This is a genomic window from Bisbaumannia salifodinae, from assembly GCF_055388505.1.
In genome coordinates this window covers 1,148,320-1,174,490 of sequence record NZ_AP043781.1, presented here as the reverse complement: position 1 = coordinate 1,174,490, position 26,171 = coordinate 1,148,320, and the positions used below count along the sequence as shown (strand labels likewise).

Genomic DNA, 26,171 nt, shown 5'->3' with positions numbered 1-26,171 from the left:
GCAGCCCATGATCGCCGTCGCACAATGAATAAGTGAAACCGTTTATTTAGATCACAGCCATCGGAACAGCTTATGAGCCTACCCTTCGACCTGCGCGGCCTGGAGGTCTTCCTGGCGGTGGCGGAGTGCGGTGGCTTCAGCGCCGCCGGGCGGCGCCTGCATATGGCCCAGTCGGCGGTCAGCCAGCGTATCGCCACCCTGGAGCGGCGCCTGGGCCTGACGCTCCTGCATCGCCATGAACGGCGCGTCAGCCTGACCCCCGAGGGCGAGGTACTGTGCCGCCAGGCCCGGGAGCTGCTGGCCCAGGCCCAGGGGACCGCGCTGGCCATGCGCGAGCTGCATGACCTGGTCAAGGGCGAGCTGCGCCTGGGGCTGCCCTCCATGCTCGGCTCCTACTACCTGCCGCCGCTGCTGATGGGCTTCAAGGCGCGCTATCCCGGCATTCGCATGACGGTGGTGGAGGGCGGCACGCGCAGCCTGCAGCGGCGTATCCAGGAGGGCGAGCTGGACCTGGGGGTGGTGATGGACGACGCCCGCGACGATACCGCCCTGACGCGCCGGCCCCTGCTGCGGGAGGAGATGGTGGTCTGCGTGGGGCGCGATCACCCCTTCGCCCACCGCGACGCCGTCACCCCGGAGGCCTTCTTCGGCGAGCCGCTGGTGCTCTTCCAGGCCGGCTACTTTCATCGCGAGTTCGTGGAGGGGCTGGCTCGACAGCACCGCTGCGAACCGAAGGTGGACTTCGAATCGAACCTGATCCCGCTGACCAAGGCGATCGTGCGTCAGGGCTTCGGCATCACCACCTTCCTGCGTCGGGTGGTGGACGACCCGGCCCTGGCGGCGGTGCCCTTCTCGCCACCGGCCTGGCTCGACCTGGCCCTGGCCTGGAAGGCCGGCGCCCGCCTCTCCCGGGCCGAGCAGGCCTTCGTCGACTATGCCCTGGCCCATCGGCAGCAGTTATAGCGGTATAGGCGCCGGGCTCAGGAATCGAACCAGGTGGTACGCTGGGCCAGTTGCTCAGGTTCCATGGGACGCCGGGCCTGCCAGTAGTGGCGGCGCCAGTAGACGTTGTCCAGTTCGGAGAGGATCACCCCCTGGGAGGTGGAGGCGTGCAGGAAGTAGCCCTCCCCCACATAGATGCCCACATGGTTGTAGGCGCCGGGGGGGCGGAAGAAGACCAGGTCGCCCACCAGCAGCTCGTCCCGGGCCACCGGGGTGCCTTCATGGACCTGGGCATCGGTGGTGCGCGGCAGCTCGATGCGGAAGTTGTCCTGAAAGACCCGCTGCACCAGCGCCGAGCAGTCGATGCCCCGCGGCGAGCTACCGCCCAGCCGGTAGGGCGTGCCCACCCAGCGCTCATGGGCATCCAGCAAGGCTTGGCGCACCCGGGCCAGGGCCGGATTGGAGAAACCGAGGTACGCTCCCCGCTCGGCCGGTGACATCAAGGCACCATCGGCCAGCGACGGCAGCGAACGATCGAAATAGGCCACCTCCTCGCTCCCGGATCGCTCCCGGGGGGCCGAGGCACAGCCGGCCAGCACCGCCAGCAACAGGCCGGCCCCCGCCATTCGCAGCCCTCGGGGCCAGGTACGCCGACTCATAGCGACACTTTCACTCCTTGAAATCACTCCTTGCTCCCCACGCTCCCGACGCGGGCCGGGTGTCGCTATGGCAGGGGTGCCCCAGGGACGCCGCTGCCATAGCGGCCTGTCGGTCTCTGCGGATAGGCCGCCCCCCGACAGGTGGGAGCGGCGCCAGAAAATCTTAACGACTATAGTCGATCTTTCAGAGGCTTGGGAAGCCTATTGCCCGAGTCGATCGGTCGTCGTGGCAGGCGTTGATACCTAATGCAGGGTCCGGGCATCCCCGGGCAGGGTATCGATATGCATGGGCGCCCAGTGGCGGGGCCGCGCCCCGGGGAAGTCGAGGCTCGCCCAACTGCCGGCCAGCGGCGGCGCCCCGCTGAGCCAGGCCACCAGGGCCTCCCGGAAGCTGGTCAGGTACTGTTCCCGCTCCTCGGTCTCGCCCATGAAGAAGGCGAAGCCGGCATAGAGCCCGCGGGCATAGCTCTCCCAGCCGGAGTAGTGGGCCTGGGCCAGGGTCAGGGCACGATCGAGCACCGCGCCGAAGGCCTCGGCATCAAGCCAGCCCAGTTGACGCCCGGCGATGGCCAGGTCCACCGCCTGGGCGATATCCCAGGCGGTCATGTCCACCTCGTTGCAGCCGGCGTCGTTGTCGCGCACCCGCTGCAGGCGCAGCAGGTGATTACGCTCCTCCTCGCCGCAGTCATCGGACTCGAGGATAGCGATCTCCGCCTCCAGGCGCTTGGCGTTCAGGGTATAGGGGGCATAGTTGATCTGGTACTCCTGGCGATCCCCGGAGGCGAGCAGGAAATCGAGGAAATCGCGTAGCCCCTCGGCGCTCTGCAGGCCATAGTGGCCATCGATCCACTCACGGATCGCCGCCACCTCCCGGGGGCTCTCCGCCAGCGGCTCGCTCCAGGCCCCGGCATTCAGCGGCCCCACCAGGGAGAGGGCGGTAAAGCGGGTCAGGTCGGGACGCGGCCCCGGTTCCTGCCAATCCGACGCCTGCCAGTCCAGGTAGTGGAAGGGGCTACCGGGATCCTCCAGGTGCCAGCGAATCTCGTGGTGCATGGGCGGCTGCTCTCCCTCCGGCAGCGCCTGCTCCCACTGGGCCCAGGCCTCCAGCAGGCGGCGCGGCGTGGGGTAGAAGCGGCACAGCACGCTGCGCAGCGCCTCCGCCAGCTCGGCCAGCCCCGCGGCCTCGAAGTCGCCGCTGTCCATGGCCATCTGCAGATAGAAGGCGTACTTCTCGGCCATATGGATGGTGGCCGCATACCGGCTGCAGCCCTTGAGCCGTTCACGCAGCGTCACCGCCTCCGTGGCGGAACGCCCGAAGGGGGTCTCCAGGGCGGGCAGCGCCCGATGCTGGGCATCCGCCGCCAGCTGGTTGAGGTGGTGTGCCTGGGCGGGCAACCAGTAGCGGGCCAGGCCCGCCACGCCATCCTCCGGATAGAGGCCCAGGCTCTCGCGCAGGTAGTGGCGGGCATCATCCCGGCGCGCCTCGTCCAGGGAGAGGTCGGGCCCCTGACGGAACAACAGGTCGGGCTCACGCACCCCCGCCAGGCTCAGTACCCAGTGGCGCGGGTCGCGGCGCCAGGCGCGCAGCGCCGCCGAGGCGGCCCGCTGCTGGTCATCGCTGACCAGTTGGTGCATATCGAAGCGCCAGGGGCTGCCCGGCGAGTGCAGCAACAGGCCCCAGTCCCGCTCCAGCTCGGCCATGCCGTCGCGCCCCTCGTAGAGACTGCGCCCCCGCTGGTAGGCGCTGACCAGGGCCAACCAGTCGCTGTAGCGGTGGTGCAGCAGATCGGCGGCATGGGTGGCGAAGGCCTGGGCCTCCTCGGCACCGAGCCACTCCAGGCTCCAGCCCGCATAGGCCAGATCGATCAGCCGCATCCAGTCCCAGGCCGCCCACTCCAGGGGCTCGCCACGGGACAGGAAGCCCAGCAGCACCTGGCCATAGGGGCGCCCCTCGCCGAGGCCATCGAGCCATTGGTGACGCGCCTCGGGGGCCTGATCGAGCAGTTTGCTGGCATCCAGGTCCCAGCCGTAGCGATCGCCCTGGGCACTCAGCCACAGCAACAGGCGCAGCAGGTCATCGCGGTTCTCGACCCGCCACACCTCGCGCAGCCAGGCCTGGGCCTCGGGCCAGTCGATTCCCGCCGCCGGCGGCAGGGCCACCACCGGTGAGAAGGCCGCCCGCAGCCGCCATACCGACTCCTCGGGGGCATCGGGCCACAGCGAAGCCGACGGCGAACGCCGCGCCAGGGTCTCGGCGAGCCGCTCCCAGGTGATGCCCTCGTCCTGGTGCTCCAGCACCGCCAGGGCCTCGCAGGCATCGAAAAGGCCATCATCGCCGCGTACCCAGCCCTCGGCGCTACGCGCATGCATCACCGCCTGCAGCCAGTCGTCGAGGCGCCCGTAGTGGGCGCTGATGCTTTCCGCCAGGCGACGCACCCAGGCCCGCGCCCGGGCCTCGGGCAGCCAGCCGGCGGCGGCGGCCAGCGCCAGCAGCTCCAGGGCGGCCAGCTGTTCGGCGGCATTCTCCGGCCCGGGCACCAGGGCGGCCACCAGGCGCCAGCCCAGCTCGCCACGATCGGCGCAGCCCAGCTCGGCGAGGCGACTCGCCGCCATGGCGGCATCCACGACGGTGGGATCGGGCTCGAAGGCCCAACCGCACAACACCAGTTGCTGGGCCCACCAGGCGTTCAGGGGATCAACCAAGGCTCACCTCGACACTCATATGCAATCGCAATCGGCGCCTAGTGTAGCGGAAAGCGGCGGCGGCGCCGATGGCGGGGCGTCATCCGGTGAGTTTCTCCTCGCCATCAGGCAGGCAGCGGCGCCTCCACGGCGGCATAGGCCACCATCTCGACGAGCATCTCCTCGCGGGCGAAGCCGGAGACGATGATGGCCGCCCGGTTGGGGTAAGGCTCGCTCACGTACTCGGCGTAGACCCGGTTGACCGTGGCCAGGTCCTCCCGGGCGGTGACGTAGATCAGCACCTGGGTCAGGGCCTCCGGACCGGCGCCGGCCTTCTCCAGGGTGTGGATCAGGTTGTCCAGGGTCTGGCGGGTCTGGGCCTCGATGCCGCCCTCCACCACCTGGCCATCGGCGCCGATGGGGATCTGGGCGGTGAACAGGATGCCGTTGCCGACGAGGGCCCATTCCAGGGGCGCCTTGGAGGCGAAGAGGTCGGTGCGTACGGGATGAATCATCGGTCGGTGTCTCGTCTCAGTCGGTGTCATTGGTGCCGGCGCCGGCGCCTTCGCGGGAGGCGTCGGTGGCCTCCACCAGCATGCGGGTGGCGAGGTGCTTGAGGCGTTCCCAGACGGCCTCGTCCACCTCGATGCCCTCAGCCAGGGCCTGGTTGCGGCAGGCCAGCAGGTCCGATTCGTCGTGGCGCGCCAGCAGGTCATAGCGGTAGTCCGAGCGCATCGCCGGCAGCAGGTCCACGTGGTTGGCCATCACCAGGGTGATGCCGTCGTTAGGTTCGTTCTCCTCCGGCACCTCCTGCACCGCGTAGACGCGGATCTCCGGCGCCGAGCCGTTGGCCCGGAAGCCCACCACCTGTTCGGTCAGCGGCTGCTGAGCGTTGCGCCAGAAGGCGGTGACGTTCATGCCGCGACCGGCCAGGCGGGCCAGGTAGCCCATGATCAGCTGGCGATTGTGGCAGTGGCGGATCTTGGTCACCGAGAGCCCACGGGCCCGGGCCTTGGCGAAGCCGAGCTCCAGGGCCAGGGTGGAGCTGCGCAGCACGCTCTGGCCATGACCATCGATCACCGCCAGGTCGCCGTCCTGGTAGAGCACGCTGGGCAGCTCGTCGGGGTCCTCGTCGAGCAGGAAGTCCAGGCCGCGGCTCAGGGCGGCCAGGCCGCCGAGGCCGAAGCACTGCATCCAGGCCACCATGTCGGCGGCATCCGCGGCGTCGCCCTCCTCGAAGCCCATGCCGATAAAGGCCTTGCGGCACAGGCCCTGCAGCTCGTTGTAGGACGCCTTCATGCTCTCTCTCCTGCGCCTTGTGGTTGTGCGTGCCTGACGCCCTGGGGCTCCAGCGGGAAGCTCCAGTCGTCGAAGTCGGCCAGGCCCCGGGGCTCGGCGTTGAGCTCCTCGACCAGGGGCGCGCCCTGGAAGAGGGTGATACGCACCCAGCGGTCCGACTTGGGATCGAAGCGGCTGGCGCCGAAGAAGGCCAGCTTGGTGCGCAGCAGGTGCATGGGCTTCATGTCCCGGTGCCAGAGGTTGGCACGGATCTCGCCGTAGGGCGTCTCCACCATGGACTGGATACGCCGCACGATGTCCTTGTGGCGCGGGTGGGCGATCAGGAAGTCCACCACCAGGGCGCGGGGGTTGGCCTCCAGGAAGCCGGAGAGCACCCCGTGGGCGTGGTGAACCCGGGGGGCGATGGCCAGCGGCAGTTCCTTCTCGGCACCGGGCTCCTCGCCGCGCACGCCGAGCCGGGGCTCCTCCTTCTCGGCGGAGCGATACCAGAACCAGTGGCGCGCCTCCGAGCGGTCGAAGTCCTCGGCCAGGGCCCAGTCGTAGTGGGTCTCGATCAGTTGCTTGAGGCGCACCAGCGGCATGTCCGGGGTCAGCTCCAGGCACTCCTCGGTGCCCATCTGCTCCTCGAGTGGGTCGACCCGCTCCGGGTAGAGTTCGATCAGCAGGGTGTTGACCAGCTCCTGGGCCTCCAGGGGCAGGGTGCGCGCGCTCCAGGCCACCAGCTGCTGCCAGAGGTCCGGCTCCAGCGGCACCTCCTCGAGCCACACGATCACCTCCGGCAGGGCCGCCACGACGGCGGCATTGCGCGCGGCCTGGTCGGCGTCCTCGGCGACGGTCTGGGCCAGGTGGCGCATGGCGCGGCGGGTCAGGGCGATCAGCCGCCGGCGGCTTACCTCGTCCGGCGATTGCGCCAGGGCCAGGGCCAGGGCGGTCTCCCGACAGGTCACCCACTGCTGAATCAGCTGGGGGTGGTTGATCAGGAAGGGGGCCATGCCGAGGCCGGTGGAGTTGCCGATGCCCAGGTAGCGACGTAGTTCGGTGGCCATGGGCACCGCGGCCTCCGGCGCCCGGCAGCGGGCGATATGCTCCACCTGCTCGATGGAGAAGTGACGCAGCAGGTAGACCGCCAGCATCTGGGCCGAGAAGGGCCGCTGGAAGTCGGGGTTGTCCCGCAGGCGCACGAAATCGGCGATGCCGAACTTGCCGTTGCCGTAGACCGCCGTGGTCCGGTAGAGGTAGCCGACCCGGGTCAGCCAGACCGGGTCGGGCTGCTCGCCGGCGGACAGTGCCGTCACGAAATGGGCGAAGTTGCGCAGGCTGCGGTTGGCCCGTGACAGCACCAGCAGCCGCGGGTGCTGGCGCCCGGCCTCCTGCAGCGGTACGTTGGCGGCCATCTGCTCGAGCAGGGCGTCGTCCACGTCGCCCTCGACCACCCCGAAGGTGACGTCCCAGGCCTGGGCGATCACCCGGTCGGAGCGCTGGTCGTCCGCCAGGTGCTGGGAGAAGATCACCCCGTGATAGCGGCCCTGGGGCGTCTGCAGCCGATAGATGGCGATGCCGTGCCCCTGGGCGTCCAGCTCGAAGCGGGTACGGCTGATCTGCCAGCGCTGGCGGGCCATCTGGCGGACTAGGCTGCGCACGAAGCTCAGCCGGCTGGCCGGCAAGCTGCCCAGCCGCTCCAGGTCCATGACCTCCGCGGCGGGGCGCAGCGGCACCGGATCGGTGGTCGGGTAGGCGAACTCAGTCATGCGCTTGCTCCAGCTTGCGACGCGTGGACAGGCCCTGGGCCCGGGCCATGGCATAGGCGGCCTGGGGACCGGTCCACAGCGACGGCAGCAGCACCAGCGACACCGGGATGGCGGTAAGCACGATGAACTGCTGCAGCACGCTGATCTGACCGGCGCCCATGTAGAGCAGGATGCCCGCCATCAGCGCCATGGCGATGCCCCAGAAGGCGCGCACCAGGGAGCTGGGGCGGTCGTGGCCGGAGCCCACCACGGCGATGGCATAGCTCATGGAGTCGCCGGTGGTGGCGACGAAGATGGTGGTCAGCACCAGGATGGCCAGGGCCATCAGGGTGCCGCCGGGGAGCGCCTGGGCCACGGTGAGGGTGGCCACGTCGAACTGGAAGTTGTTGAGGGCCTCGGTCAGGTCAATCACGCCGGTCAGTTGGTAGTGGATGCCCGAGCCGCCGAGCAGGGTGAACCAAACGGTGGTAGCGATCGGTGCCATCACCGCCACGGCCAGGATCATCTGGCGGATGGTGCGGCCCCGGGAGATGCGCGCCACGAAGATCGCCATCAGCGGGCCATAGCCGATGAACCAGGCGAAGAAGAACACCGTCCACCACTGCATCCACCAGGCCGGCGCCGTCTCGGCGGTCATGGTCGCCATGGCGAAGAAGGAGGTCAGGTATTCGCCGAAGCCCTGGGTGAAGGCGTTGGTGAGGAACAGCGTGGGGCCGAAGAGGAAGATCACCGCGGCGATGGCCAGGGCCAGGAAGACGTTGAAGCGGCTGAGCAGCTGGATGCCGCGATGGATGCCGGTCACCGCCGAGGTCACGTAGACCGCGGCCAGCGCCACCAGGATGACCAGCTGGGTACCGTAGCCCTCGGAGACGCCGAACAGCTCGTGCAGGCCGAAGCTCACCTGGGTGGCCAGGAAGCCGATCGGCCCCACGGTGCCGGCGACCACGGCGATCACGCACAGGGCATCGACCACGCCGCCGAAGGTGCCGCTCATCACGCGCTCGCCGAGGATCGGGTAGAGCAGGGTGCGCGGCTGCAGCGGCTGGCCCTTGTCATAGTGGGCGTGGGCCAGCACCACCGCGGTCAACGAGCCGAGCACCGCCCAGGCGAGGAAGCCCCAGTGCATGAAGGACTGGGCCAGGGCCCCGGCCACCGCCTCGGCGGTGCCTGCCTGGGTGTCGAAGGCCGGCGGCGTGACCACGAAGTGGTAGACCGGCTCGCCGGCGGCGAAGAAGACGCCGCCCCCGGCCAGCAGGGTGCACATGATGATCGACAGCCACTTGAAGGTACTGATCTCCGGCGTGGCACGGTTGCCGATCTTGGCGCTGGCGGCGGGCGACAGGGCCACGCCGATGCCGATAAAGAAGGTCAACAGCAGCAGCAGTTGGAAGTAGGAGCCGAGCGTGGCGGCGGTCCAGGCGAAGCCGGCGCCAATGACGCCGGCCACCAGGTCGACGTCATACAGCGACAGGGCGACGAACAGCAGGATGAAGCCCACGCTGAGCGTCAGCACCACGGGGTCGCCCAGGCGGTGCTCCCGCGGCGCGGCGGCCGGCTGAGTGGCGATGGTTTCTTGTGTCATGTCGATGGCCTTTGGCTGAGGGGCCCGGCGGGGCCCGTTGTTATTGTCGGTCAGGCGACGGCCTCCTCGACCCCGGACGGGACGGCGGCGCGTTCCAGCAGCTCGACCCAGTTGCGGCCCAGGATCCGGGCGATCGAGGTCTCGTCGAAGCCGCGCTGGCGCAGCCCCGCGATCAGGTTGGGGAAGTCGCGGCTGTCACGCAGCCAGGCGAGCGGTTTCGGCCAGTCGGCGTTGGCCTGGCTGCCTTCGCCGTAGTCCATCTCCTTGGACCAGCGGCCGTTGCGCATCCATTCCAGCACCGAGGTGGGCTGGGCCTGGCACAGGTCGGTGCCGATGCCGATATGCTCGATGCCCATCAGGTCGGCGGTGCGGGCGACCATGTCGCAGAACTCCTCGAGGGAGCAATCCGGCCCGTTGTTCAGGTGGAAGGGGTAGGCCGAGAAGCCCAGGAGCCCGCCGGACTCGGCGATGGCCCGGAGCACCCGGTCCGACTTGTTGCGCTTGGCCGGGTGGAAGGAGGCCGGGTTGGCATGGGAGATGATCACCGGCCGCTCGGAGAGCTCCACCGCCTCCAGGGTCGAGCGCTCGGCGCTGTGAGACATGTCGATGACCATGCCGACCCGGTTCATCTCGCGAATCACCTGGCGGCCGAAACGGGTGATGCCGCTGTCCTCGGCCTCGTAGCAGCCGCAGGCCAGCAGGCTCTGGTTGTTGTAGGTGAGCTGCATGATCAGCAGCCCCAGGTCGCGCATCACCGCGACCATGTCGATGTCGTCCTCGATGGGCGAGCAGTTCTGGGCGCCGAGGAAGATGCCGACCTTGCCCGCCTGGCGGGCGCGCTCGATATCGCCCGGCGCGCGCACCGGCATGATCAGGTCGCCGTGGGCCTCGAAGCGGCGGTTCCACTCGCCCAGGCGCGACAGGGTCTCGCGGGTGTTCTCGTGATAGACCAGGGTGGCGTGGACGGCGTCGACGCCGCCCTCGCGCATCTGCTCGAAGATCTCCCGCGACCAGTTGGAGTACTGCAGGCCGTCGACGGTGAGCATTTCCTTGGACATGGGGCGTCTCCTCAGGCCTTGACGTAGCAGGTCTTGACCACGGTATAGAACTCGCGGGCGTAGCGGCCCTGCTCCCGGGGCCCGAAGCTGGAGTCCTTGCGGCCGCCGAAGGGCACGTGGTAGTCGGTGCCGGCGGTGGCCAGGTTGACCATCACGCAGCCGGTCTCGGCGCGAGCCTTGAAGTCATTGGCCAGCGCCAGGGAGTCGGTGATGATGCCGGCGGTGAGGCCGAAGTTGGTGTCGTTGAGGGTGGCGATGGCCTCCTCGTAGTCGCGGACCTTGATCACGCAGGCGATCGGGCCGAAGACCTCCTCGCGGTTGATGGCCATGTCGTTGGTGGTGTCGATGAACAGCGTCGGCGCCATGAAGAAGCCATCGGTGTCGCGCGTCAGGCGCTCGCCGCCGAAGGCCAGGGTGGCGCCGTCGGCCTTGGCGCGCTCGACCCAGGCCAGGTTGGACTCCAGCTGGCGGGCGTCCACGGCGGGGCCGATATGCACGCCCTCCTCCAGGGCGTGACCGACCCGGACCGTCTCGAGCTTCCCGACCAGCTTCTCGACGAAGGCGTCGTGGACCGCCGCGGTGACGATCAGCCGCGAGGAGGCGGTGCACTTCTGGCCGGTGCCGGAGTAGGCGCCGGCGAAGGCGGCCTCCACGGCCAGGTCCAGGTCGGCGTCGTCGGCGACGATCAGGGCATTCTTGGAGCCCATCTCCAGCTGGCACTTGACCAGATTGGCGGCGGTGGCGGCGGCCACGCGGCGCCCCACGTCGAGGGAGCCGGTGAAGCTCAGGGCGTCGATCTCGGGGCTCGAGATGAGGGCGTCGCCGACGCTCGAGCCCGGGCCCATCAGCAGGTTGAAGGTACCGGCGGGCAGCGCCTGGCGGCTGATGATCTCGGTCAGCGCCCAGGCGCTGGCCGGCACCAGGTTGGCCGGCTTGAAGATCACGGCGTTGCCGAAGGCCAGCGCCGGGGCGATCTTCCACACGGCAGTGGCCATGGGGAAGTTCCAGGGGCTGATGATGCCCACCACGCCCACCGGCTCGCGGCGGGTGTCCACCTCGATGCCCGGGCGCACGGAGTCGACCCGCTCGTCGATCTGGCGCAGCACCTCGGCGGCGTAGTAGTGGAAGAACTGGGCGGAGCGGTAGACCTCGCCGACGCCCTCGGCGCGGGTCTTGCCTTCTTCCCGGGCCAGCAGTTCACCGAGCTCGTCCTTGCGGGTGGCCAGCTCGTCGCCGATGGCCATCAGCACGCCGTAGCGCTGCTCCAGGCCACTCTTCGCCCACTCGCGCTGCCCCTGCCTCGCGGCGACGATGGCCTTGCCCACCTGGGCGATACTGGCCTGGGCGTAGTGACCGATCAGGTCCTGACGGTCCGAGGGGCTATGGTTGGCGACGGTGCTCTCGCCCTCGACCCACTGACCGGCGATATAAAGGGAGTGCTTGGCTGACATAATGACCTCCTGGATAGCGTTGGCATCATCCTAGGAGAGTCACTAAGATAAATATAATCAATAAAATAGATGATTTGATCAGAGAGTCTTACCATGCTGCCGGAACTCAAGCTCCAGCCCCTGCGCTATGTGTTGGCCATCGTCGACCAGGGCGGTTTCCATGCCGCCGCCAAGCAACTTCACCGCAGCCAGCCGGCCATCTCCATGGCGGTGCGCGACCTGGAGTCCCGCCTCGGTCAGGCGCTGTTCGAGAAGGGCAACGGCAAGGCGCTGCTGACCCCCTTCGGGCAGTGGTGCGAACCGCGCTTCCGCGAGCTGGTGGCCCACCATGACCGCCTCTGTCAGGCCGCCCTGGCCCTGGCCAGCCAACAGCGAGGGCGGGTGGATATCGCCGCCGTGCCCTCGGTAGCCAGCCGCCTGATGCCCAGCCTCCTGGCCAGCTTCGTTCGCGACCACCCCGGCATCGAGATCAGCCTGCAGGACGGTCACTCCGAGCGGGTCAACCAGATGGTGCTCAAGGGCGAAGTGGAGCTCGGCATCACCAGCCTGTGGCTACCCGACGAGGCGCTGAGCTTTACTCCCCTGCTGTGCGATGAGGTCGGGGTGGTGTGCCGCGACGATCACCCCCTGGCGAAACATGGCCAGTTGCACTGGCAGGCGCTGGCGGGCCATCCACTGATCCGCAACGGCACCTCGCGGCTATTGGAGGGCTCCCCCGCCGCCGAGCTGCTGGCCCGCAGCACGTTATATATTTCCAACATGATTTCCCTGACCGCCATGCTCGAGGCCGGTATCGGTATCACCACCCTGCCACGCCTGGCCTTCCAGGAGGAGCATGAGCGGCTGCGTTTTATCCCTCTCGCCGAGCCACACCTGGAGCGCCGTATCGGCCTGCTGCGTCGGGCCAGGCAGAGCCTCTCCCCCGCCGCTGAGGCCATGCAGGATCATCTGATGGAGCAGTTGGCCCCCCACACCGAGTGATTTTCGCCGAGGACGGCAGGCGCTCCTCCGCCGCCGTTGCGGCTCGCGAAGTGTCGTGCTGCGGTCAGGACGCTCCCGGCGATCCGGCAAAAATAATTAACAGGGAGGGGCTTGGCGCAACGTTTTAAATAATGCACACTGCGTTCAATATGATGACAACACCCCCTGGAGGAGCCATGTCCGTCCTGCCCGACTTCCTGATTCCCAAGGCCTATATCGGTGGCCAGTGGCGCGATGCCGAGCGTCGCTTCGCCGTGACCAACCCCGCCACCGGCGAGCTGATCGCCGAGGTGCCGGACCTGGGCGCCGACGAGGCCCGCGAGGCGGTGGCCGCCGCCGAGGCCAGCTGGGCCGACTGGCGCAAGCGCCCGGTCAAGGAGCGCGCCGCCCTGCTGCGCGCCTGGTACGAGGCCATCATGGCCAACCAGGAGGCCCTGGCGCGGCTGATGACCCTGGAACAGGGCAAGCCGCTGGCCGAGTCCCGCGGCGAGGTGGCCTACGGCGCCTCCTTCGTGGAGTTCTACGCCGAGGAAGCCAAACGCATGGCCGGCGAGACCCTGCCCAGCCATGGCGCCGACAAGCGCATCCTGGTGCTCCGCGAGCCGATCGGCGTGGTGGCCGCCATCACCCCCTGGAACTTCCCGCTGGCGATGATCACCCGCAAGTGCGCCCCGGCCCTCGCCGCCGGCTGCCCGGTGGTGATCAAGCCCGCCGAGGCCACCCCGCTGACCGCCCTGGCCCTGGTGCGCCTGGGCGAACAGGTCGGCCTGCCCGCCGGCGTGCTCAACGTGGTCACCGCCGAGAAGCCGGCCGCCATCGGCGAGGTGCTGACCACCGACCCGCGGGTACGCAAGGTCTCCTTCACCGGCTCCACCCCGGTGGGCAAGAGGCTGCTGGCCCAGTGCGCCGGCACCGTCAAGAAGGCGGCCATGGAACTGGGCGGCAACGCGCCCTTTATCGTCTTCGACGACGCCGACCTGGATGCCGCCGTGGAGGGCGCCGTGGCCTCCAAGTACCGCAACTCCGGCCAGACCTGCGTGTGCACCAACCGGGTGCTGGTGCAGGCCGGCGTCTACGAGGCCTTCCTCGAGAAGCTGGCGGCCCGGGTCGCCCAGCTCAAGGTCGGCAACGGCCTGGAGGAAGGCGTCTCCCAGGGCCCGCTGATCAACCCGGCGGCCGTCGAGAAGGTGCAGAGCCATGTGCGCGATGCCCTCGACAAGGGCGGTCGCCTGATCTGCGGCGGCGAGCCCCACGCGCTGGGCGGTACCTTCTTCCAACCCACCGTGGTCGCCGACGTGACTAGCGAGATGAAGGTGGCCACCGAGGAGACCTTCGGCCCCCTGGCGCCGGTGTTCCGTTTCGACACCGACGAGGAGGCCATCGCCATGGCCAACGCCACCGAGTTCGGCCTGGCCGCCTACTTCTATGCCCGCGACTATCGCCGCATCTGGAACGTGATGGAGAGCCTGGAGTACGGCATGGTGGCGGTCAACGAGGGCATCCTCTCCACCGAACTGGCGCCCTTCGGCGGTGTCAAGGAATCGGGCCTGGGCCGCGAAGGCTCGCACCACGGCCTCGAGGACTTTACTGAACTAAAGTATGTGTGTATCGGCGGCCTGTAAGCGCACGCCCCATCGACCAAAGGAGGCTTACTCATGAATAACGCTCAACTCAACGAGCTCAAGCAGCGCTACGTGGCCAAGGGTGCCGCCAGCCCCTCTCCCCAGTTCGTCGAGCGCGCCGAAAACGCCGAGCTGTGGGATGTCGAGGGCAAGCGCTACATCGACTTCGCCGGCGGCATCGGCGTGCTCAACCTGGGTCACCGTCACCCCAAGGTGGTCGAGGCGGTCAAGGCCCAGCTCGACAAGCTGATGCACACCTGCCAGACCGTGATCTCCTATGCCCCCTATGTGCAGTTGGCCGAGAAGCTCTGCCAACTGACCCCGATCAAGGGCGAGGCCAAGGCGATGATGGTCAACAGCGGCGCCGAGGCGCTGGAGAACGCCATCAAGATCGCCCGCGCCGCCACCGGCCGCAGCGGCGTGATCTGCTTCGATGGCAGCTTCCACGGCCGCACCTTCATGACCCTGGCCATGACCGGCAAGGTGCTGCCCTACAAGAACGACTTCGGCCCCATGCCGGGTGACGTCTTCCGCGCCCCCTTCCCGGTGCCCTACCACGGCATCAGCGAGGAGGACTCCCTCCAGGCCCTGAAGACCGTCTTCAAGACCGATATCGCGCCGCACCGCACTGCCGCCATCGTCATCGAGCCGGTGCAGGGCGAGGGGGGCTTCTATGCCGCCTCCCCGGCCTTCCTGCAGGCCCTGCGTAAGCTGTGCGACGAGCACGGCATCCTGCTGATCGCCGACGAGGTGCAGTCCGGCTTCGGTCGTACCGGCAAGCTGTTCGCCCTGGAGCACAGCGGCATCCAGGCCGATATCATGACCATGGCCAAGTCCATGGCCGACGGCATGCCGCTCTCCGCGGTGGTCGGCAGCGCCGAGGTGATGGACGCCTCCGGCCCCAACTCCCTGGGTGGCACCTACAGCGGTAACCCCCTGGCCTGCGCCGCGGCCCTGGCGGTGATCGAGGCCATCGAGGCCGAGAACATCCTCGAGAAGAGCGCCGCCCTGGGCAACAAGCTGGCCCAACGCTTCGCCAAGTGGCAGGGCGACTTCGAGGCAGTGGACAACGGCCGCAACCTGGGCTCCATGGCCGCCTTCGAGCTGGTCACCGACAAGGCCTCGCGCACCCCGGCCCCGGAGCTGGCCGCCAAGCTGTGCCAGAAGGCCAAGGAGAAGGGCCTGATCCTGCTCTCCTGCGGCTTCTGGGGCAACTCCATCCGCTTCCTGATGCCGGTGACCATCGAGGACGCCGTCCTCGAAGAGGGCCTGGACATCGTCGAGGCCGCCCTCGAGGAAGTGGTCGGCAGCAAGGCCTCCGCCACCGCCTGAGGGCTGGTGGGACCACGCTGAAAAAAACCGCCCGGCCAACTGGCCGGGCGGTTTTTTCGTATCTCCTCGAGGAATCAGGCCGCTACTTCTTGAGCATATTGATGCCCCACAGCAGCACCACGGCGCCGATCACCGCGGTGACCAGGGAGCCGATCACGCTGCCGGCCTGCAGGCCCAGCAGGCCGAACAGGAAACCGCCGATCACCGCCCCCAGGATGCCCACGCCGATATTGCCGAACAGCCCGAAGCCACCGCCGCGCATCACGTGTCCGGCGATCCAGCCCGCCAGTCCTCCGATAATCAACCAGCCGATCAAGCCCATGCGCTACTCCTTGTGTGGTCAGTGAGTTTTCCCTGATGAAGTCTACCCGACTTCAAAACGCCGAGCCCGGTTCCTCGAGGAAGGCCAGCTCCTGCGGCGTGGATTCCCGTCCCAGGATGGCATTGCGGTGCGGATAACGCCCGAACCGCGCGATGATCTCCCGGTGGCGCTGCTCGAAGCGCAGGTTCTCCTCCAGCCCCGGCTGCGCGAACAGCCGCACGGCCTGGTCATGGATCGCCAGGGACTCGCTGTGCATATAGGGCATATAGAGAAAGGCCCGTTCGGGCGTTTCCAGGGCGACATCCTCCCCTCGGGCCACCGCCTCCTGGGCCAGCACCAGGGCCTGGGGATCCTGGGCGAAGGCCCCGGGCGTCTCCCGGTAAATATTGCGCGAGAATTGATCCAGCACCAGGATCTCCGCCAGGCGCCCGCGTGGCGAGCCTCGCCACGTCCAGAGTTCGCCGCGACTCGCCGCCGCCAGGGTCGCGCCGAAGGCCTCGGCGATGCGCCGATCCAGGGCCGCGTCCTTGGCGAACCACTGGCGTGGCGTCAGGGTCTCGAACCAGAAACTCAGTACTGCCTGCGGCGATTCCGGTGCCATCGTCTGCTCCTTCGCTCGGGGCCCCGCGGGGCGATCGCCTCCAGCATAGGCGATGCTCGGCCCGCTATATTTCAACGCTGTAACAAAACCAACAATTCATCAATAAAATCTAGACCTTGGTCTAATGATCACCGCCTGGGTGCGCCGTAGAATCCCATCACCTAGTAAAATTACATAAACACCCCTCACGGGGGTGGCCCAACGGCAAGGATTCTTCCATGCACGCCCTGACCCTCATCTCCTTCCTCTTCTTCACGGGCCTGGTGGCCCTGATCACCTGGTGGCTGACCCGTCGCGACGACCATGAGAGCACCAACGGCTACTTCCTGGCCGGGCGCAGCCTCACCTTCCCGCTGATCGCCGGCTCGCTGCTGATGACCAACCTCTCCACCGAGCAGATGGTGGGTCTCAACGGCGCCGCCTTCAGCGACGGCCTGAGCGTCATGGCCTGGGAGGTGATCGCGGTGATCGCCCTGGTGGCCCTGGCGCTGTTCTTCCTGCCGCGCTTCCTGAGAAGCGGCATCGCCACCCTGCCCCAGCTGCTGGCGATCCGCTTCGATAACGGCACCCAGTTGATCGCCAATATCATCTTCCTGATCGCTTATGCGGTGATCCTGCTGCCGATCATCCTCTACTCCGGCGCCATGGGCCTGCAAGGCATGCTCGACCTGCCCGGCCTCACCGGCATCCAGTCCTCCACCACCCTGCTGTGGCTGACGGTGTGGGTCGTCGGCATCATCGGCGCCCTCTATGCCCTGTTCGGCGGCCTGCGCACCGTGGCGGTCTCCGACACCCTCAACGGGGTGGGCCTGCTGATCGGCGGCTTCTTGATCGTCTATGTGGGCCTGCAGGCGGTCAGCGGCGGCGAGGGCGTACTGGCGGGCTGGGAGCTCCTCAAGGCCAGCGACCCGCAGAAGCTCAACTCCATCGGCGGCCCGGAACAGCAGGTGCCCTTCTCCACCGTCTTCACCGGCGTGCTGCTGCTGCACCTCTTCTACTGGACCACCAACCAGCAGATCATCCAGCGCACCTTCGCCGCCAAGAACCTCGCCGAGGGCCAGAAGGGCGTGCTGCTGACCGGCGCCTTCAAGCTGCTCGGGCCCCTCTACCTGGTGCTGCCGGGGATCATCGCCTACCACCTCTATGCCGACCAGGGCGTGCGCGCCGACGAGGCCTATGGCCATCTGGTGTTCAATGTGCTGCCTCCCTACCTCACCGGCTTCTTCGCCGCGGTGATGGTGGGCGCCATCCTCTCCTCCTTCAACTCGGCGCTGAACAGCACCACCACCATCTTCAGCCTGGGCATCTACAAGGGCGTGCTGAAGAAGGACGCCAGCGAGGAGCAGGTAGTCAAGTCGGGCAAGGTGTTCGGCTGGATCATGGCCCTCACCACCATGACCATCGCCCCGCTGCTGGCCGGCCAGGAGAGCCTCTTCGGCTACCTGCAGAAGATGAACGCCATCTACTTCATTCCGCTGCTGGCGGTGGTGCTGGTGGGCCTGCTGACCAAGCGGGTACCGCCCATGGCCGCCAAGGTGGCCCTGGTGGGGGGCTGCCTGCTGATCGCCGCGGGCTACTTCGTGCCGCCCTTCGACAAGCTGCCGGGGATCATGCACGAGTTCCACTTCGTGGCGGCGGTCTTCGTGCTGCTGGTGGCGGTGATGCTGCTGATCGGCAAGCTGCGCCCGCGGGCCACCCCCTGGGTCCACGAGGACAGCGGCGAGGTGGACCTGACCCCCTGGAAGGGCGCCGTGCCCTCGGCGGTAGTGCTGGTGGTGCTGGTGATCCTGCTCTACGGTGCCTTCGCCGGCTAGGCTCGGCCCGAGAGCGGGCTTGACTCGCCCGACGTGAAGCCCCGCCACGCGCGGGGCTTCGCCGTTTCCGGCCCTTGCCGCGCTACGCCAGGGAGAGCAGACTAGGAGCCTTAGCACGCAAAGGAATGTCGTCATGCCGCTTACCGTGACCCTGCTGTCGCTGTGCCAGGCCCTGCTGGTCAGCGGCAATATCCTCTTGATCGCCGTTTCGCCGCTGATCGGCGCCGCCCTGGCGCCCAACGCCGCCTGGGCCACGGCGCCGGTGGCCACCCAGTGGCTGGGGCTGATGTGTGCCACCATCCCCGCCTCCCTGCTGATGGCGAAACTGGGCCGCAAGCGCGGCTTCGTGCTGGGCAATCTGGCGGGCCTGGCCGGCGTCGCCGTCGCCGCCCAGGCCCTGGTGGCCGAGCACTTCCTGCTCTTTATGCTGGGCACCTGGATGATCGGCATCGGCATCGGCTTCGGCCAGCTCTACCGCTTCGCCGCCGTGGAGGCGGCCCCGGCGCCGCTGCGCGACCGGGCCATCGGCCTGGTGATGGGCGGCGGGGTGCTGGCGGCCTTCTTCGGCCCCTGGCTGGCCCGCACCAGCCGCGAGCTGGCCGACACCCCCTTCCTGGGCAGCTTCCTGGGCCTGGGCGCCCTCTATCTGGTGGCGCTGCTGCTGATCGCCCTGCTGCGCCTGCCGCCGCCGACGGCCACCCATGGCGAAGGGACCACTCGCCCCCTGGGCACCATCCTGCGCCAGCCGATGTTTATCGTCGCCGTGACCGCGGCACTGATCGGTTACGGGGTGATGAACCTGGCCATGACCGCCACGCCCCTGGCCATGGCCGGTGCCGGCCACCACTTCGATCATGTCGCCGCCACCATCCAGTGGCATGTGGTGGCCATGTTCCTGCCCTCCTTCGTCACCGGACGCCTGACCGGCCGCTTCGGGGCGCCGCGCATGATCTTTGCCGGCTGCCTGCTGCTCGCCGCCAGCGCCCTGGTGGCCCAGCTGGAGGCCGGGGTGATGGGCTTCCACCTGGGACTGATCCTGCTCGGACTGGGCTGGAACTTCACCTTCCTGCCCGCCACCGGCCTGCTCACCGAGACCTACCGCCCCGCCGAGAAGGCCCGCACCCAGGCCGCCAACGAGTTCCTGGTCTTCTCCACCGTGACCGTCACCGCCCTGCTGGCCGGCCCCATGGTCAACGCCCTGGGCTGGGCGGCGCTGAATGCCTGGCTGCTGCCGCTGTGCCTGCTGCCGGTGGCGGCCCTGGCCTGGCAGCGACTTGCCAAGCCGCTGGCCGATCCCCACATTAGTGACTGACCCAGCCACGAGAGAGCCCCATGCGCCCACCCTTGGCCCGCGACGTCCAGGATCTGCTCGAACGGGGCCGCGACCGCCAGCTGCGGCTGGCGGTGACCGGCCTCTCCCGGGCCGGCAAGACCGCCTTCCTCACCTCCCTGGTCAACCAGCTGCGCCATGCCGGCCTGGAGGCACGCCTCGACCTGCTGCCCGCCGCCCGGGAGGGACGCCTGCTGGGGGCCCGGCGGGTCGATCAGGGCGATCTCTCGGTGCCCCGCTTCCCCTATGACCCGGCCATGGCGGCCCTCACCGAGCGCCCGCCGCGCTGGCCGGAGCCGACCCGGGGCATCAGCGAGCTGCGCCTGCTGATCCGCTACCGTCCCACCCGGCGTGGCCTGCTGGGCGGCGAGACCCGCCAACTGACCCTGGACCTGTTCGACTACCCCGGCGAGTGGCTACTCGACCTGCCGCTGCTGGGCCACGACTACGCCAGTTGGAGCCGGGCCCAGTGGCAGGGCCTGGGGCCGGCGCGGCGCGAGCACTTCGCCGACTGGCTGGCGGCGGTGGCCGAGCTCGACCCGGCGGCCCCCGCCGACGAGGCCCAACTGGCCGGCCTCGCCGAGCGCTACGCCGAGGGGCTGCGCTCGGCCCGGGAGGCGGGCTTCGCCGACCTGCAGCCGGGGCGCTTCCTGCTCCCCGGCGACCTGGCCGGCGCCCCGGTGCTGCAGTTCTTCCCGCTGCCCGGCCTCGACGACGGCGCCACCGGCAAACCGGCGCCGGAGAGCAACCTGGCCACCCTGACGCGGCGCTTTCGCCACTACCAGCAGAAGGTCGTCAAGCCCTTCTACCGGGAGCACTTCCGCCGCTTCGATCGCCAGATCGTGCTGGTGGACCTGCTCGGCGCCCTCGGCGCCGGCCCGGAGCGTTTCGACGACTTGGCCCGGGCGCTGGGCACCCTGATGCAGAGCTTCGACTACGGCAAGCGCAGCCTGCTCAATCGCCTCTTCGCGCCGCGCATCGACCGCCTGGCCATCGCCGCCACCAAGGCCGACCATGTGACCCCGGAGCAGCACCCCCGCCTGGTCGCCCTGCTGGAAGCGCTGCTGGCGGAGCCCCTCAAGGAGCTGCGCTTCGCCGACGTGCCGGTCAAGGCGCTCTCCCTGGCCGCCATTCGCGCCACCGAGCCCCGGGAGGTGACCCAGCGGGGCACCACCAGCCCGGCCCTGCGCGGTACCCTGCTGAGTGGCGAGGAGGCACTGCTGTTTCCCGGCGAGGTGCCGGGCCGACTGCCGGATCGTGACTTCTGGCACCGCCAGGGCTTCGACTTCCCGGCCTTTCGCCCGCCGCCGATCGACGGCGGCGCCCTGCCCCATATTCGCCTCGACGCCGCGCTGGACTGGTTGTTGGGCGATAAGCTGACATAGAGAGCCCCGATGACCGACCCGCGCCCCGGGAGACGCTTTTCCCTCGACGAGACGCCCAGCGCCCAGGACGACCCGCGCCCCGGGCAGCGCTTCGACGACGCCCAGGCCAGCCGCCCCCTGGATGAGGAGAACGAGCCGGGGCACGCCGAGGCGGCGCTCGACGCCGGCCTGGCCCGCCCACGCAAGCGCCGCTGGGGGCTGCTGACCCTGCTCGGCGGTGCCCTGGGCCTGGGTGCCCTGGAGGGCGCCCAGACCCTCTATCGGGCCAGCCTCGGCGGCGACTGGCTGGCCGGTGGCTGGAGCCTGCTGCTGCTGCTGGCCCTGGGCCTGGGGGGCACGGCGCTGGGCCGCGAGCTCTGGCGGCTCAAGCGGCTGCGCCGCCATGTGCGGCTGCGCGAAGCCCTGGATAGCCTGCCCCAGGCGACGCCGGGCGAGGCCCAGGCCCTGGCGGAGCGGCTGCGTCGCCAGCTCGGCCTCGACGACGATCACCCCCACTGGCGCGACTACCTGGCCGCCCGGGGCCCCCACCATGACGGCGCCGAGACCGCGGTGCTGCTGGCTCACCACCTGCTGGCGCCCCGGGATCGCGAGGCGCGGCGGCTGATTTCGCGGATGTCCGGCGATACCGCGGTGATGGTGGCCCTGAGCCCCCTGACCCTGGTGGACATGGCCCTGGTGGCCTGGCGCAACCTGGCCCTGGTAAACCGCCTGGCCCACCTCTACGGCCTGGAGCTGGGCTACGCCAGCCGCCTGCGCCTGCTGCGGGCGGTGCTCTACAACATGGCCTTCGCCGGCGCCGGCGAGCTGGCCAGCGAGGCGGGCATGGAGCTGGTGTCGATGAACCTGGCGGGCCGCATCTCCCTGCGCGGCGCCCAGGGACTGGGGGTGGGTCTGCTCAGCGCCCGGCTCGGCCTGCGCACCCAACGCCTGGCGCGGCCCCTGGCCTTCGCCGAGGCCGAGACGCCACGCCTCAAGGACCTGCGCCAGGATGTCTGGCAGCGCCTGCGCCGCCTGGAAACCCAGGGCGAAAGCGACAAGACGCCACGGACTTGACCCCGGTCAAGTCAGACCGGCGCAGATGACCTAGGATGGTTACCAAGCGCCGCTAGCGGCGAAGTCCCCGACGAAAAAGGAGAGGTTCCATGTACAAGTCACTGCTGGTCGCCGTGGATGGTTCCGAAAACGGCAAGAAAGCCCTGGAGCTGGCCTGTCAGTTGGCCCAGGGGGAGACCACCCTGCATATTCTGCATATCCCCGAGTCCCTGGCCCATGAGAGCACCCTGGTGTGGGGCATCGGCGCCGTTTCCCTGGAGGCCAGCCGGGAGGACCTGGAGGCCGCCGGCAGGCAGGTGATCGAGCGCGCCGAGGCCCAGGCCAGGGAGCTGGGCGTGGCCAAGGTGGAGACCCACCTGGGCCAGGGCGAGCCGGCCCGCACCATCCTCAGCCAGGCCAAGACCCTGGGTGTCGACGCCATCGTGCTGGGCAGCCGCGGCCTGGGCGACCTGGCCGGGCTGGTGATGGGCAGCGTCTCCCACAAGGTGATGCATAGTGCCAAGTGCGGCGTGATTACCGTCCGCTAAACCCCACAAGGCAAGGTGAGGCGATATGGCGCCGGGTGCGGCGTGATTACCGTCCGCTAAACCCCACAAGGCAAGGTGAGGCGATATGGCGCCGGGTGCGGCGTGATCGCCATCCGCTAAACCAGAAACGCAAGGCGCCCTTGCCCTGGGCTCGCTGCCAGGGCAAGGGCGCCTCGTGTTGTTCACCATCGTCGCTTAGCCAGCCACCGCCTCGGTCATCAGGTGCCGAGCCACGTGCTCCAGCATCCGCGTCTCGCGCAGGATCGAGAGCCCCATGCTGGCCTCCTTGGCCGCCATCACCCCCCGGTTATGGGCGATCGCCTCCGCGATCGGCACCCAACGCGGCACCATGCCGTTGGCCTGCTCGTAGCCCTCCAGGCGCGTCTCGCCCAGGTCGCGATCCACCCGGCAGTGGTAGAAATAGGAGTGCATATACATCAGGTCATACTGCGGCTTGTAGTGGGGCCGCCACTCCTCCACCACCCCATAGGGCGCCAGCACGCGGATATTGCGCGCCCCGGTCTCCTCGGCCAGCTCCCGATGCAGCCCCGCCGCCAGGGCCTCGCCCTCGTCCACCCCGCCGCCGGGGAAGCTGAAGTCGTTGTAGCGGCGGGTATAGAGCAGCAGGATCTCCTCGCCATCGAGGATCACCCCCCGGGCGGCCCGGCGGCGATGAATGCGCGCCGCCGGCGCCTCCAGGGAGTCGAGCTCGGGATGGACGATACGCTCGATCAATCGCATGGGCGGGGCCTCGTCGGAATCAGCAGGCCGGCTACCCTACCCGCCCCCCGGCACCGCGGCAAGCCTCAGGCCAGGCGGTGCTCGCTCTGGCCATCGAAGAGCACCGCCCGCCCCAGGTCGATACGCAGCGCCAGGCGCTCGCCGGGCAGCACCGGACAGCGGGGCCCCACCCGGGCGGTGACCTCCCCTTCTCCCAGGGGCAGGCGCAGCAGGATATCCGCCCCGGTGGGCTCGGCCACCGAGACCCGCGCGGTGAAGGGCGCGCCCTGGGCCATTTCATCGATCCGCGCATCGTGCTCGGCGAAGTGCTCGGGGCGCAGGCCCAGCAGCACCCGCTGGCCCACCCGCGAGGCCAGGGCCTCGGTGGGCCGGGGCCAGGGCAGGCAGAGATCGTCTTCGCCGGGGGTGACGATACGCAGCCGGTAGCCCTGCGCCGCGTCGCCCTCCAGGGTGGCGTCGATCAGGTTCATCGACGGCGAGCCCATGAATTCCGCCACGAAGCGATTGACCGGGTCGTTGTAGATCGCCTCCGGGGTGCCCAGTTGCAGGATCTCGCCGTCGCGCATCACGGCAATGCGGTCGGCCAGGGTCATCGCCTCGACCTGGTCGTGGGTGACATAGACGATGGTGGTGCCGAGGCGCTGATGGAGCTTCTTGATCTCGGTGCGCATATCGACGCGCAGCTTGGCATCCAGGTTGGAGAGCGGCTCGTCGAAGAGGTAGATCTGCGGCTCCCGGGCCAGGGCACGGCCCATGGCCACCCGCTGGCGCTGGCCGCCGGAGAGTTGCGACGGCTTGCGCTCGAGCAGATGGGAGATCTGCAGCAGGTCGGCGACCCGCTCCACGGCGGCCTCCCGTTCGCCCCGGGGCATCTTGCGCATCTCCAGGCCGAAGGCGATGTTCTGGCGCACCGTCATGCTGGGGTAGAGGGCATAGGACTGGAACACCATGGCGATGTCCCGCTCCGCCGGGGTGCACCAGGTGACGTCGCGCCCGGCGATGCGGATCTCCCCCGCGGTGACCGGCTCGAGGCCGGCGATGGCGTTCATCAGCGTCGACTTACCGCAGCCGGAGGGCCCCACCAGGATCAGGAACTCCCCCGATTCGATGGCCAGGCTGACCTCCTTGAGCACCTCGGTATTGCCGAATGTCTTGCGAACCTTGTTGATTTCCAGAGCCGACATGGCGGTTACCTCGTTATTAATTGTTGTCTTGGGTTCTTGGACCTAGCCCTTGACCGAGCCGGCGGTCAGCCCGCGCACGAAATACTTGCCGGCCAGCACATAGACCACCAGGGTCGGCAGGGCGGCGATCATGGCGGCGGCCATGTCCACGTTGTACTCCTTGACCCCGGTGGAGGTGTTGACCAGGTTGTTGAGGGCCACCGTCACCGGCTGGGTGTCGTGCCCCGAGAAGGCCACCCCGAACAGGAAGTCGTTCCAGATCTGGGTGAACTGCCAGATCACCGAGACCACGATAATCGGCGCCGACACCGGCAGCAGGATGCGCCAGAAGATGCGGAAGAAGCCCGCCCCGTCCAGCTTGGCCGCCGCCACCAGCTCCCGCGGCACCGCCACATAGAAGTTGCGGAAGAACAGGGTGGTGAAGGCGATGCCGAACACCACATGCACCAGGATCAGCCCCGCCCGGGAGCTGGCCAGGCCCAGCCAGCCCAGGGTCTGGGCCATGGGCAGCAGCACCACCTGGAAGGGGATAAAGCAGCCGAACAACATCAGCGCGAAGAGCAGCTCCGAGCCCCGGAAGCGCCACTGGGTCAGGGCATAGCCGTTGAGCGCCCCCACCAGGGTGGAGATCAGCACCGCGGGAATCACGATGGCGAAGGAGTTCCAGAAGTAGCCGCCGATGCCCTCGCAGCGCATCCCGGTGCAGGCCTCGCCCCAGGCCTTGGCCCAGGGCTCCAGGGTCGGCGCCAGGGGCAGCGCCAGCAGGCTGCCGGCACGGATCTCCTCCAGGGGCTTGATCGAGGTGAGCAGCATCACCACCAGCGGCAGCAGGTAGAAGAGCGCGGCCAGGATCAGGGTGGCATAGAGGGCACCCCGACCCAGGCGCGCCAGGGGCGTCTGACGACGGATGACGTTAGCCATGCTTGCGACTCCTCAGTTCCGAATAGAGGTAGGGCACCAGGATCGCCAGCACGCCGCCCAGCATCAGCATGGCGCTGGCGGAGCCCAGGCCGATCTGGGCGCGGTTGAAGGCGTGGGCATACATGAAGGTGGCGGGCAGGTCCGAGGCATAGCCGGGGCCGCCGCCGGTCAGCGCCACCACCAGGTCGAAGCTCTTGATGGCGATATGGGCGAGGATCATCACCGCGCTGAACACCACCGGGCGCAGGCAGGGCAAGACCACCCGCCAGTAGATCCGCGCCAGGCCGGCGCCGTCGAGCTGGGCGGCCTTGATGATGCTGTCGTCGATGCCGCGCAGCCCGGCCAGGAACAACGCCATGACGAAGCCGGAGGCCTGCCAGACCGCGGCGATCACCAGGGTGTAGACCGCCATGTCCGGGTTCACCAGCCAGTCGAAGCGGAAGCCCTCGAAGCCCCAGCCGCGGACCATGGCCTCCAGCCCCAGGCCGGGGTTGAGCAGCCACTTCCAGGCCACCCCGGTGACGATAAAGGAGAGCGCCATGGGGTAGAGGTAGAGGGTGCGCAGGGCTCCCTCCTGGCGGATGCGCTGATCGAGCAGGATCGCCAGCACGGCCCCCAGCACCAGGCAGATGGCGATAAAGAGGCCGCCGAAGAGCACCAGGTTGGCGGAGGCCACCCACCAGCGGTCGTTGGCCATCAGCCGCGCATACTGGGCGAAGCCGACGAACTCGTAGCTGGGCAGCATCCGCGAGTTGGTCAGGGAGAGCGCCAGGGTCCACAGCATGAAGCCGTAGACGAAACACAGGGAGACGGCCGCCGAGGGGGTCAGCACCAGGCGCGGCAGCCAGGCCTGGAGGCGCGCCGCGGGGGTCGGCCGGGCGGGCGCGGGCCGCCCGGTCTCCCGGGAGGTCGAGAGCGATAGGGTCATGGGGTCACC

The 26,171-nt window shown here is 68.8% G+C and carries 23 protein-coding genes; 9 read left to right on the top strand and 14 right to left on the bottom strand.

Annotated features, from left to right (window positions below):
- Positions 1 to 72: 72 nt before the first annotated feature.
- Entirely contained in the window at positions 73 to 963 is an 891-nt protein-coding gene (locus ACZ5EF_RS05370) for a LysR family transcriptional regulator (protein ID WP_346062012.1), read from the top strand.
- Between the two features lie 17 nt (positions 964 to 980).
- On the opposite strand, the gene ACZ5EF_RS05365 is transcribed toward ACZ5EF_RS05370, so the two are convergent.
- The 8 genes from ACZ5EF_RS05365 to ACZ5EF_RS05330 all read right to left on the bottom strand — a co-directional run bounded on the left by ACZ5EF_RS05365 (position 981) and on the right by ACZ5EF_RS05330 (position 11,421).
- Entirely contained in the window at positions 981 to 1,601 is a 621-nt protein-coding gene (locus tag ACZ5EF_RS05365) for a C40 family peptidase (protein WP_346062013.1), read from the bottom strand.
- A gap of 243 nt (positions 1,602 to 1,844) precedes the next feature.
- Positions 1,845 to 4,304, bottom strand: coding sequence for a YbeU/YbeR family protein (locus tag ACZ5EF_RS05360; RefSeq protein WP_346062014.1), 2,460 nt, complete (start codon positions 4,302 to 4,304; stop codon positions 1,845 to 1,847).
- A gap of 104 nt (positions 4,305 to 4,408) precedes the next feature.
- On the bottom strand, positions 4,409 to 4,798 hold the full coding sequence (locus tag ACZ5EF_RS05355; protein ID WP_346062015.1) for a RidA family protein: 390 nt from the start codon (positions 4,796 to 4,798) through the stop codon (positions 4,409 to 4,411).
- Between the two features lie 16 nt (positions 4,799 to 4,814).
- A complete protein-coding gene (locus ACZ5EF_RS05350; protein ID WP_346062016.1) occupies positions 4,815 to 5,582 on the bottom strand; it encodes a DUF3726 domain-containing protein in 768 nt (255 codons plus the stop codon).
- The gene (locus ACZ5EF_RS05345) at positions 5,579 to 7,330 is read right to left on the bottom strand and encodes a hypothetical protein (protein ID WP_346062017.1); all 1,752 of its coding nucleotides are present in this window, start codon (positions 7,328 to 7,330) and stop codon (positions 5,579 to 5,581) included. Before ACZ5EF_RS05345 ends, ACZ5EF_RS05350 begins: the two co-directional genes overlap by 4 nt.
- The gene (locus tag ACZ5EF_RS05340; protein ID WP_346062018.1) at positions 7,323 to 8,912 is read right to left on the bottom strand and encodes a BCCT family transporter; all 1,590 of its coding nucleotides are present in this window, start codon (positions 8,910 to 8,912) and stop codon (positions 7,323 to 7,325) included. The genes ACZ5EF_RS05345 and ACZ5EF_RS05340 overlap by 8 nt, the downstream gene beginning before the upstream one ends.
- A 50-nt stretch (positions 8,913 to 8,962) precedes the next feature.
- The gene (locus ACZ5EF_RS05335; protein ID WP_346062019.1) at positions 8,963 to 9,970 is read right to left on the bottom strand and encodes a dipeptidase; all 1,008 of its coding nucleotides are present in this window, start codon (positions 9,968 to 9,970) and stop codon (positions 8,963 to 8,965) included.
- Between the two features lie 11 nt (positions 9,971 to 9,981).
- Entirely contained in the window at positions 9,982 to 11,421 is a 1,440-nt protein-coding gene (locus ACZ5EF_RS05330; RefSeq protein WP_346062020.1) for an aldehyde dehydrogenase family protein, read from the bottom strand.
- Positions 11,422 to 11,514: 93 nt separating this feature from the next.
- On the opposite strand from ACZ5EF_RS05330, the gene ACZ5EF_RS05325 reads away from it, so the two are divergent.
- The 3 genes from ACZ5EF_RS05325 to gabT all read left to right on the top strand — a co-directional run bounded on the left by ACZ5EF_RS05325 (position 11,515) and on the right by gabT (position 15,356).
- Positions 11,515 to 12,402, top strand: a complete 888-nt coding sequence (locus tag ACZ5EF_RS05325; RefSeq protein ID WP_346062021.1) for a LysR family transcriptional regulator — start codon at positions 11,515 to 11,517, stop codon at positions 12,400 to 12,402.
- Between the two features lie 176 nt (positions 12,403 to 12,578).
- Positions 12,579 to 14,024, top strand: a complete 1,446-nt coding sequence (locus tag ACZ5EF_RS05320) for an NAD-dependent succinate-semialdehyde dehydrogenase (RefSeq protein ID WP_346062022.1) — start codon at positions 12,579 to 12,581, stop codon at positions 14,022 to 14,024.
- A 33-nt stretch (positions 14,025 to 14,057) separates the two neighbouring features.
- Positions 14,058 to 15,356, top strand: a complete 1,299-nt coding sequence (gene gabT, locus ACZ5EF_RS05315) for a 4-aminobutyrate--2-oxoglutarate transaminase (protein WP_346062023.1) — start codon at positions 14,058 to 14,060, stop codon at positions 15,354 to 15,356.
- An 82-nt stretch (positions 15,357 to 15,438) separates the two neighbouring features.
- On the opposite strand, the gene ACZ5EF_RS05310 is transcribed toward gabT, so the two are convergent.
- Positions 15,439 to 15,678: a GlsB/YeaQ/YmgE family stress response membrane protein gene (locus ACZ5EF_RS05310; RefSeq protein ID WP_346062024.1), complete on the bottom strand. Its 240-nt coding sequence runs from the start codon at positions 15,676 to 15,678 to the stop codon at positions 15,439 to 15,441.
- A gap of 52 nt (positions 15,679 to 15,730) precedes the next feature.
- Positions 15,731 to 16,279: a DUF924 family protein gene (locus ACZ5EF_RS05305; protein ID WP_346062025.1), complete on the bottom strand. Its 549-nt coding sequence runs from the start codon at positions 16,277 to 16,279 to the stop codon at positions 15,731 to 15,733.
- A 218-nt stretch (positions 16,280 to 16,497) separates the two neighbouring features.
- On the opposite strand from ACZ5EF_RS05305, the gene ACZ5EF_RS05300 reads away from it, so the two are divergent.
- The 5 genes from ACZ5EF_RS05300 to ACZ5EF_RS05280 all read left to right on the top strand — a co-directional run bounded on the left by ACZ5EF_RS05300 (position 16,498) and on the right by ACZ5EF_RS05280 (position 22,388).
- The gene (locus ACZ5EF_RS05300; protein ID WP_346062026.1) at positions 16,498 to 18,093 is read left to right on the top strand and encodes a solute:sodium symporter family transporter; all 1,596 of its coding nucleotides are present in this window, start codon (positions 16,498 to 16,500) and stop codon (positions 18,091 to 18,093) included.
- A 133-nt stretch (positions 18,094 to 18,226) separates the two neighbouring features.
- On the top strand, positions 18,227 to 19,405 hold the full coding sequence (locus ACZ5EF_RS05295) for an MFS transporter (RefSeq protein ID WP_346062027.1): 1,179 nt from the start codon (positions 18,227 to 18,229) through the stop codon (positions 19,403 to 19,405).
- 20 nt (positions 19,406 to 19,425) lie between these two features.
- Complete coding sequence (locus ACZ5EF_RS05290; protein WP_346062028.1) at positions 19,426 to 20,808, top strand: YcjX family GTP-binding protein; 1,383 nt, start codon at positions 19,426 to 19,428, stop codon at positions 20,806 to 20,808.
- A 9-nt stretch (positions 20,809 to 20,817) separates the two neighbouring features.
- On the top strand, positions 20,818 to 21,861 hold the full coding sequence (locus ACZ5EF_RS05285) for a TIGR01620 family protein (RefSeq protein WP_346062029.1): 1,044 nt from the start codon (positions 20,818 to 20,820) through the stop codon (positions 21,859 to 21,861).
- 89 nt (positions 21,862 to 21,950) lie between these two features.
- A complete protein-coding gene (locus tag ACZ5EF_RS05280; RefSeq protein WP_346062030.1) occupies positions 21,951 to 22,388 on the top strand; it encodes a universal stress protein in 438 nt (145 codons plus the stop codon).
- Between the two features lie 195 nt (positions 22,389 to 22,583).
- Here the strand turns inward: ACZ5EF_RS05280 and ACZ5EF_RS05275 are convergent, their stop codons facing one another.
- The 4 genes from ACZ5EF_RS05275 to ACZ5EF_RS05260 form a co-directional block, all read right to left on the bottom strand.
- A complete protein-coding gene (locus ACZ5EF_RS05275) occupies positions 22,584 to 23,129 on the bottom strand; it encodes an NUDIX hydrolase (protein ID WP_346062031.1) in 546 nt (181 codons plus the stop codon).
- 65 nt (positions 23,130 to 23,194) lie between these two features.
- Positions 23,195 to 24,313, bottom strand: coding sequence for an ABC transporter ATP-binding protein (locus ACZ5EF_RS05270; protein WP_346062032.1), 1,119 nt, complete (start codon positions 24,311 to 24,313; stop codon positions 23,195 to 23,197).
- A 42-nt stretch (positions 24,314 to 24,355) separates the two neighbouring features.
- Positions 24,356 to 25,234 carry a carbohydrate ABC transporter permease gene (locus tag ACZ5EF_RS05265; protein WP_346062033.1) on the bottom strand — a complete coding sequence of 293 codons (879 nt, stop codon included), beginning with the start codon at positions 25,232 to 25,234 and terminating at the stop codon, positions 24,356 to 24,358.
- The gene (locus ACZ5EF_RS05260) at positions 25,227 to 26,162 is read right to left on the bottom strand and encodes a carbohydrate ABC transporter permease (RefSeq protein ID WP_346062034.1); all 936 of its coding nucleotides are present in this window, start codon (positions 26,160 to 26,162) and stop codon (positions 25,227 to 25,229) included. The genes ACZ5EF_RS05265 and ACZ5EF_RS05260 overlap by 8 nt, the downstream gene beginning before the upstream one ends.
- Positions 26,163 to 26,171 lie beyond the last annotated feature (9 nt).

Coding starts and splice junctions, on each gene's coding strand:
- ACZ5EF_RS05370 (WP_346062012.1), top strand. CDS start 73: ATGAGCCTACCCTTCGACCTGCGCGGCCTGGAGGTCTTCCTGGCGGTG.
- ACZ5EF_RS05365 (WP_346062013.1), bottom strand. CDS start 1,601: ATGAGTCGGCGTACCTGGCCCCGAGGGCTGCGAATGGCGGGGGCCGGC.
- ACZ5EF_RS05355 (WP_346062015.1), bottom strand. CDS start 4,798: ATGATTCATCCCGTACGCACCGACCTCTTCGCCTCCAAGGCGCCCCTG.
- ACZ5EF_RS05350 (WP_346062016.1), bottom strand. CDS start 5,582: ATGAAGGCGTCCTACAACGAGCTGCAGGGCCTGTGCCGCAAGGCCTTT.
- ACZ5EF_RS05345 (WP_346062017.1), bottom strand. CDS start 7,330: ATGACTGAGTTCGCCTACCCGACCACCGATCCGGTGCCGCTGCGCCCC.
- ACZ5EF_RS05340 (WP_346062018.1), bottom strand. CDS start 8,912: ATGACACAAGAAACCATCGCCACTCAGCCGGCCGCCGCGCCGCGGGAG.
- ACZ5EF_RS05335 (WP_346062019.1), bottom strand. CDS start 9,970: ATGTCCAAGGAAATGCTCACCGTCGACGGCCTGCAGTACTCCAACTGG.
- ACZ5EF_RS05330 (WP_346062020.1), bottom strand. CDS start 11,421: ATGTCAGCCAAGCACTCCCTTTATATCGCCGGTCAGTGGGTCGAGGGC.
- ACZ5EF_RS05325 (WP_346062021.1), top strand. CDS start 11,515: ATGCTGCCGGAACTCAAGCTCCAGCCCCTGCGCTATGTGTTGGCCATC.
- ACZ5EF_RS05320 (WP_346062022.1), top strand. CDS start 12,579: ATGTCCGTCCTGCCCGACTTCCTGATTCCCAAGGCCTATATCGGTGGC.
- gabT (WP_346062023.1), top strand. CDS start 14,058: ATGAATAACGCTCAACTCAACGAGCTCAAGCAGCGCTACGTGGCCAAG.
- ACZ5EF_RS05310 (WP_346062024.1), bottom strand. CDS start 15,678: ATGGGCTTGATCGGCTGGTTGATTATCGGAGGACTGGCGGGCTGGATC.
- ACZ5EF_RS05305 (WP_346062025.1), bottom strand. CDS start 16,279: ATGGCACCGGAATCGCCGCAGGCAGTACTGAGTTTCTGGTTCGAGACC.
- ACZ5EF_RS05300 (WP_346062026.1), top strand. CDS start 16,498: ATGCACGCCCTGACCCTCATCTCCTTCCTCTTCTTCACGGGCCTGGTG.
- ACZ5EF_RS05295 (WP_346062027.1), top strand. CDS start 18,227: ATGCCGCTTACCGTGACCCTGCTGTCGCTGTGCCAGGCCCTGCTGGTC.
- ACZ5EF_RS05290 (WP_346062028.1), top strand. CDS start 19,426: ATGCGCCCACCCTTGGCCCGCGACGTCCAGGATCTGCTCGAACGGGGC.
- ACZ5EF_RS05285 (WP_346062029.1), top strand. CDS start 20,818: ATGACCGACCCGCGCCCCGGGAGACGCTTTTCCCTCGACGAGACGCCC.
- ACZ5EF_RS05280 (WP_346062030.1), top strand. CDS start 21,951: ATGTACAAGTCACTGCTGGTCGCCGTGGATGGTTCCGAAAACGGCAAG.
- ACZ5EF_RS05275 (WP_346062031.1), bottom strand. CDS start 23,129: ATGCGATTGATCGAGCGTATCGTCCATCCCGAGCTCGACTCCCTGGAG.
- ACZ5EF_RS05270 (WP_346062032.1), bottom strand. CDS start 24,313: ATGTCGGCTCTGGAAATCAACAAGGTTCGCAAGACATTCGGCAATACC.
- ACZ5EF_RS05265 (WP_346062033.1), bottom strand. CDS start 25,234: ATGGCTAACGTCATCCGTCGTCAGACGCCCCTGGCGCGCCTGGGTCGG.
- ACZ5EF_RS05260 (WP_346062034.1), bottom strand. CDS start 26,162: ATGACCCTATCGCTCTCGACCTCCCGGGAGACCGGGCGGCCCGCGCCC.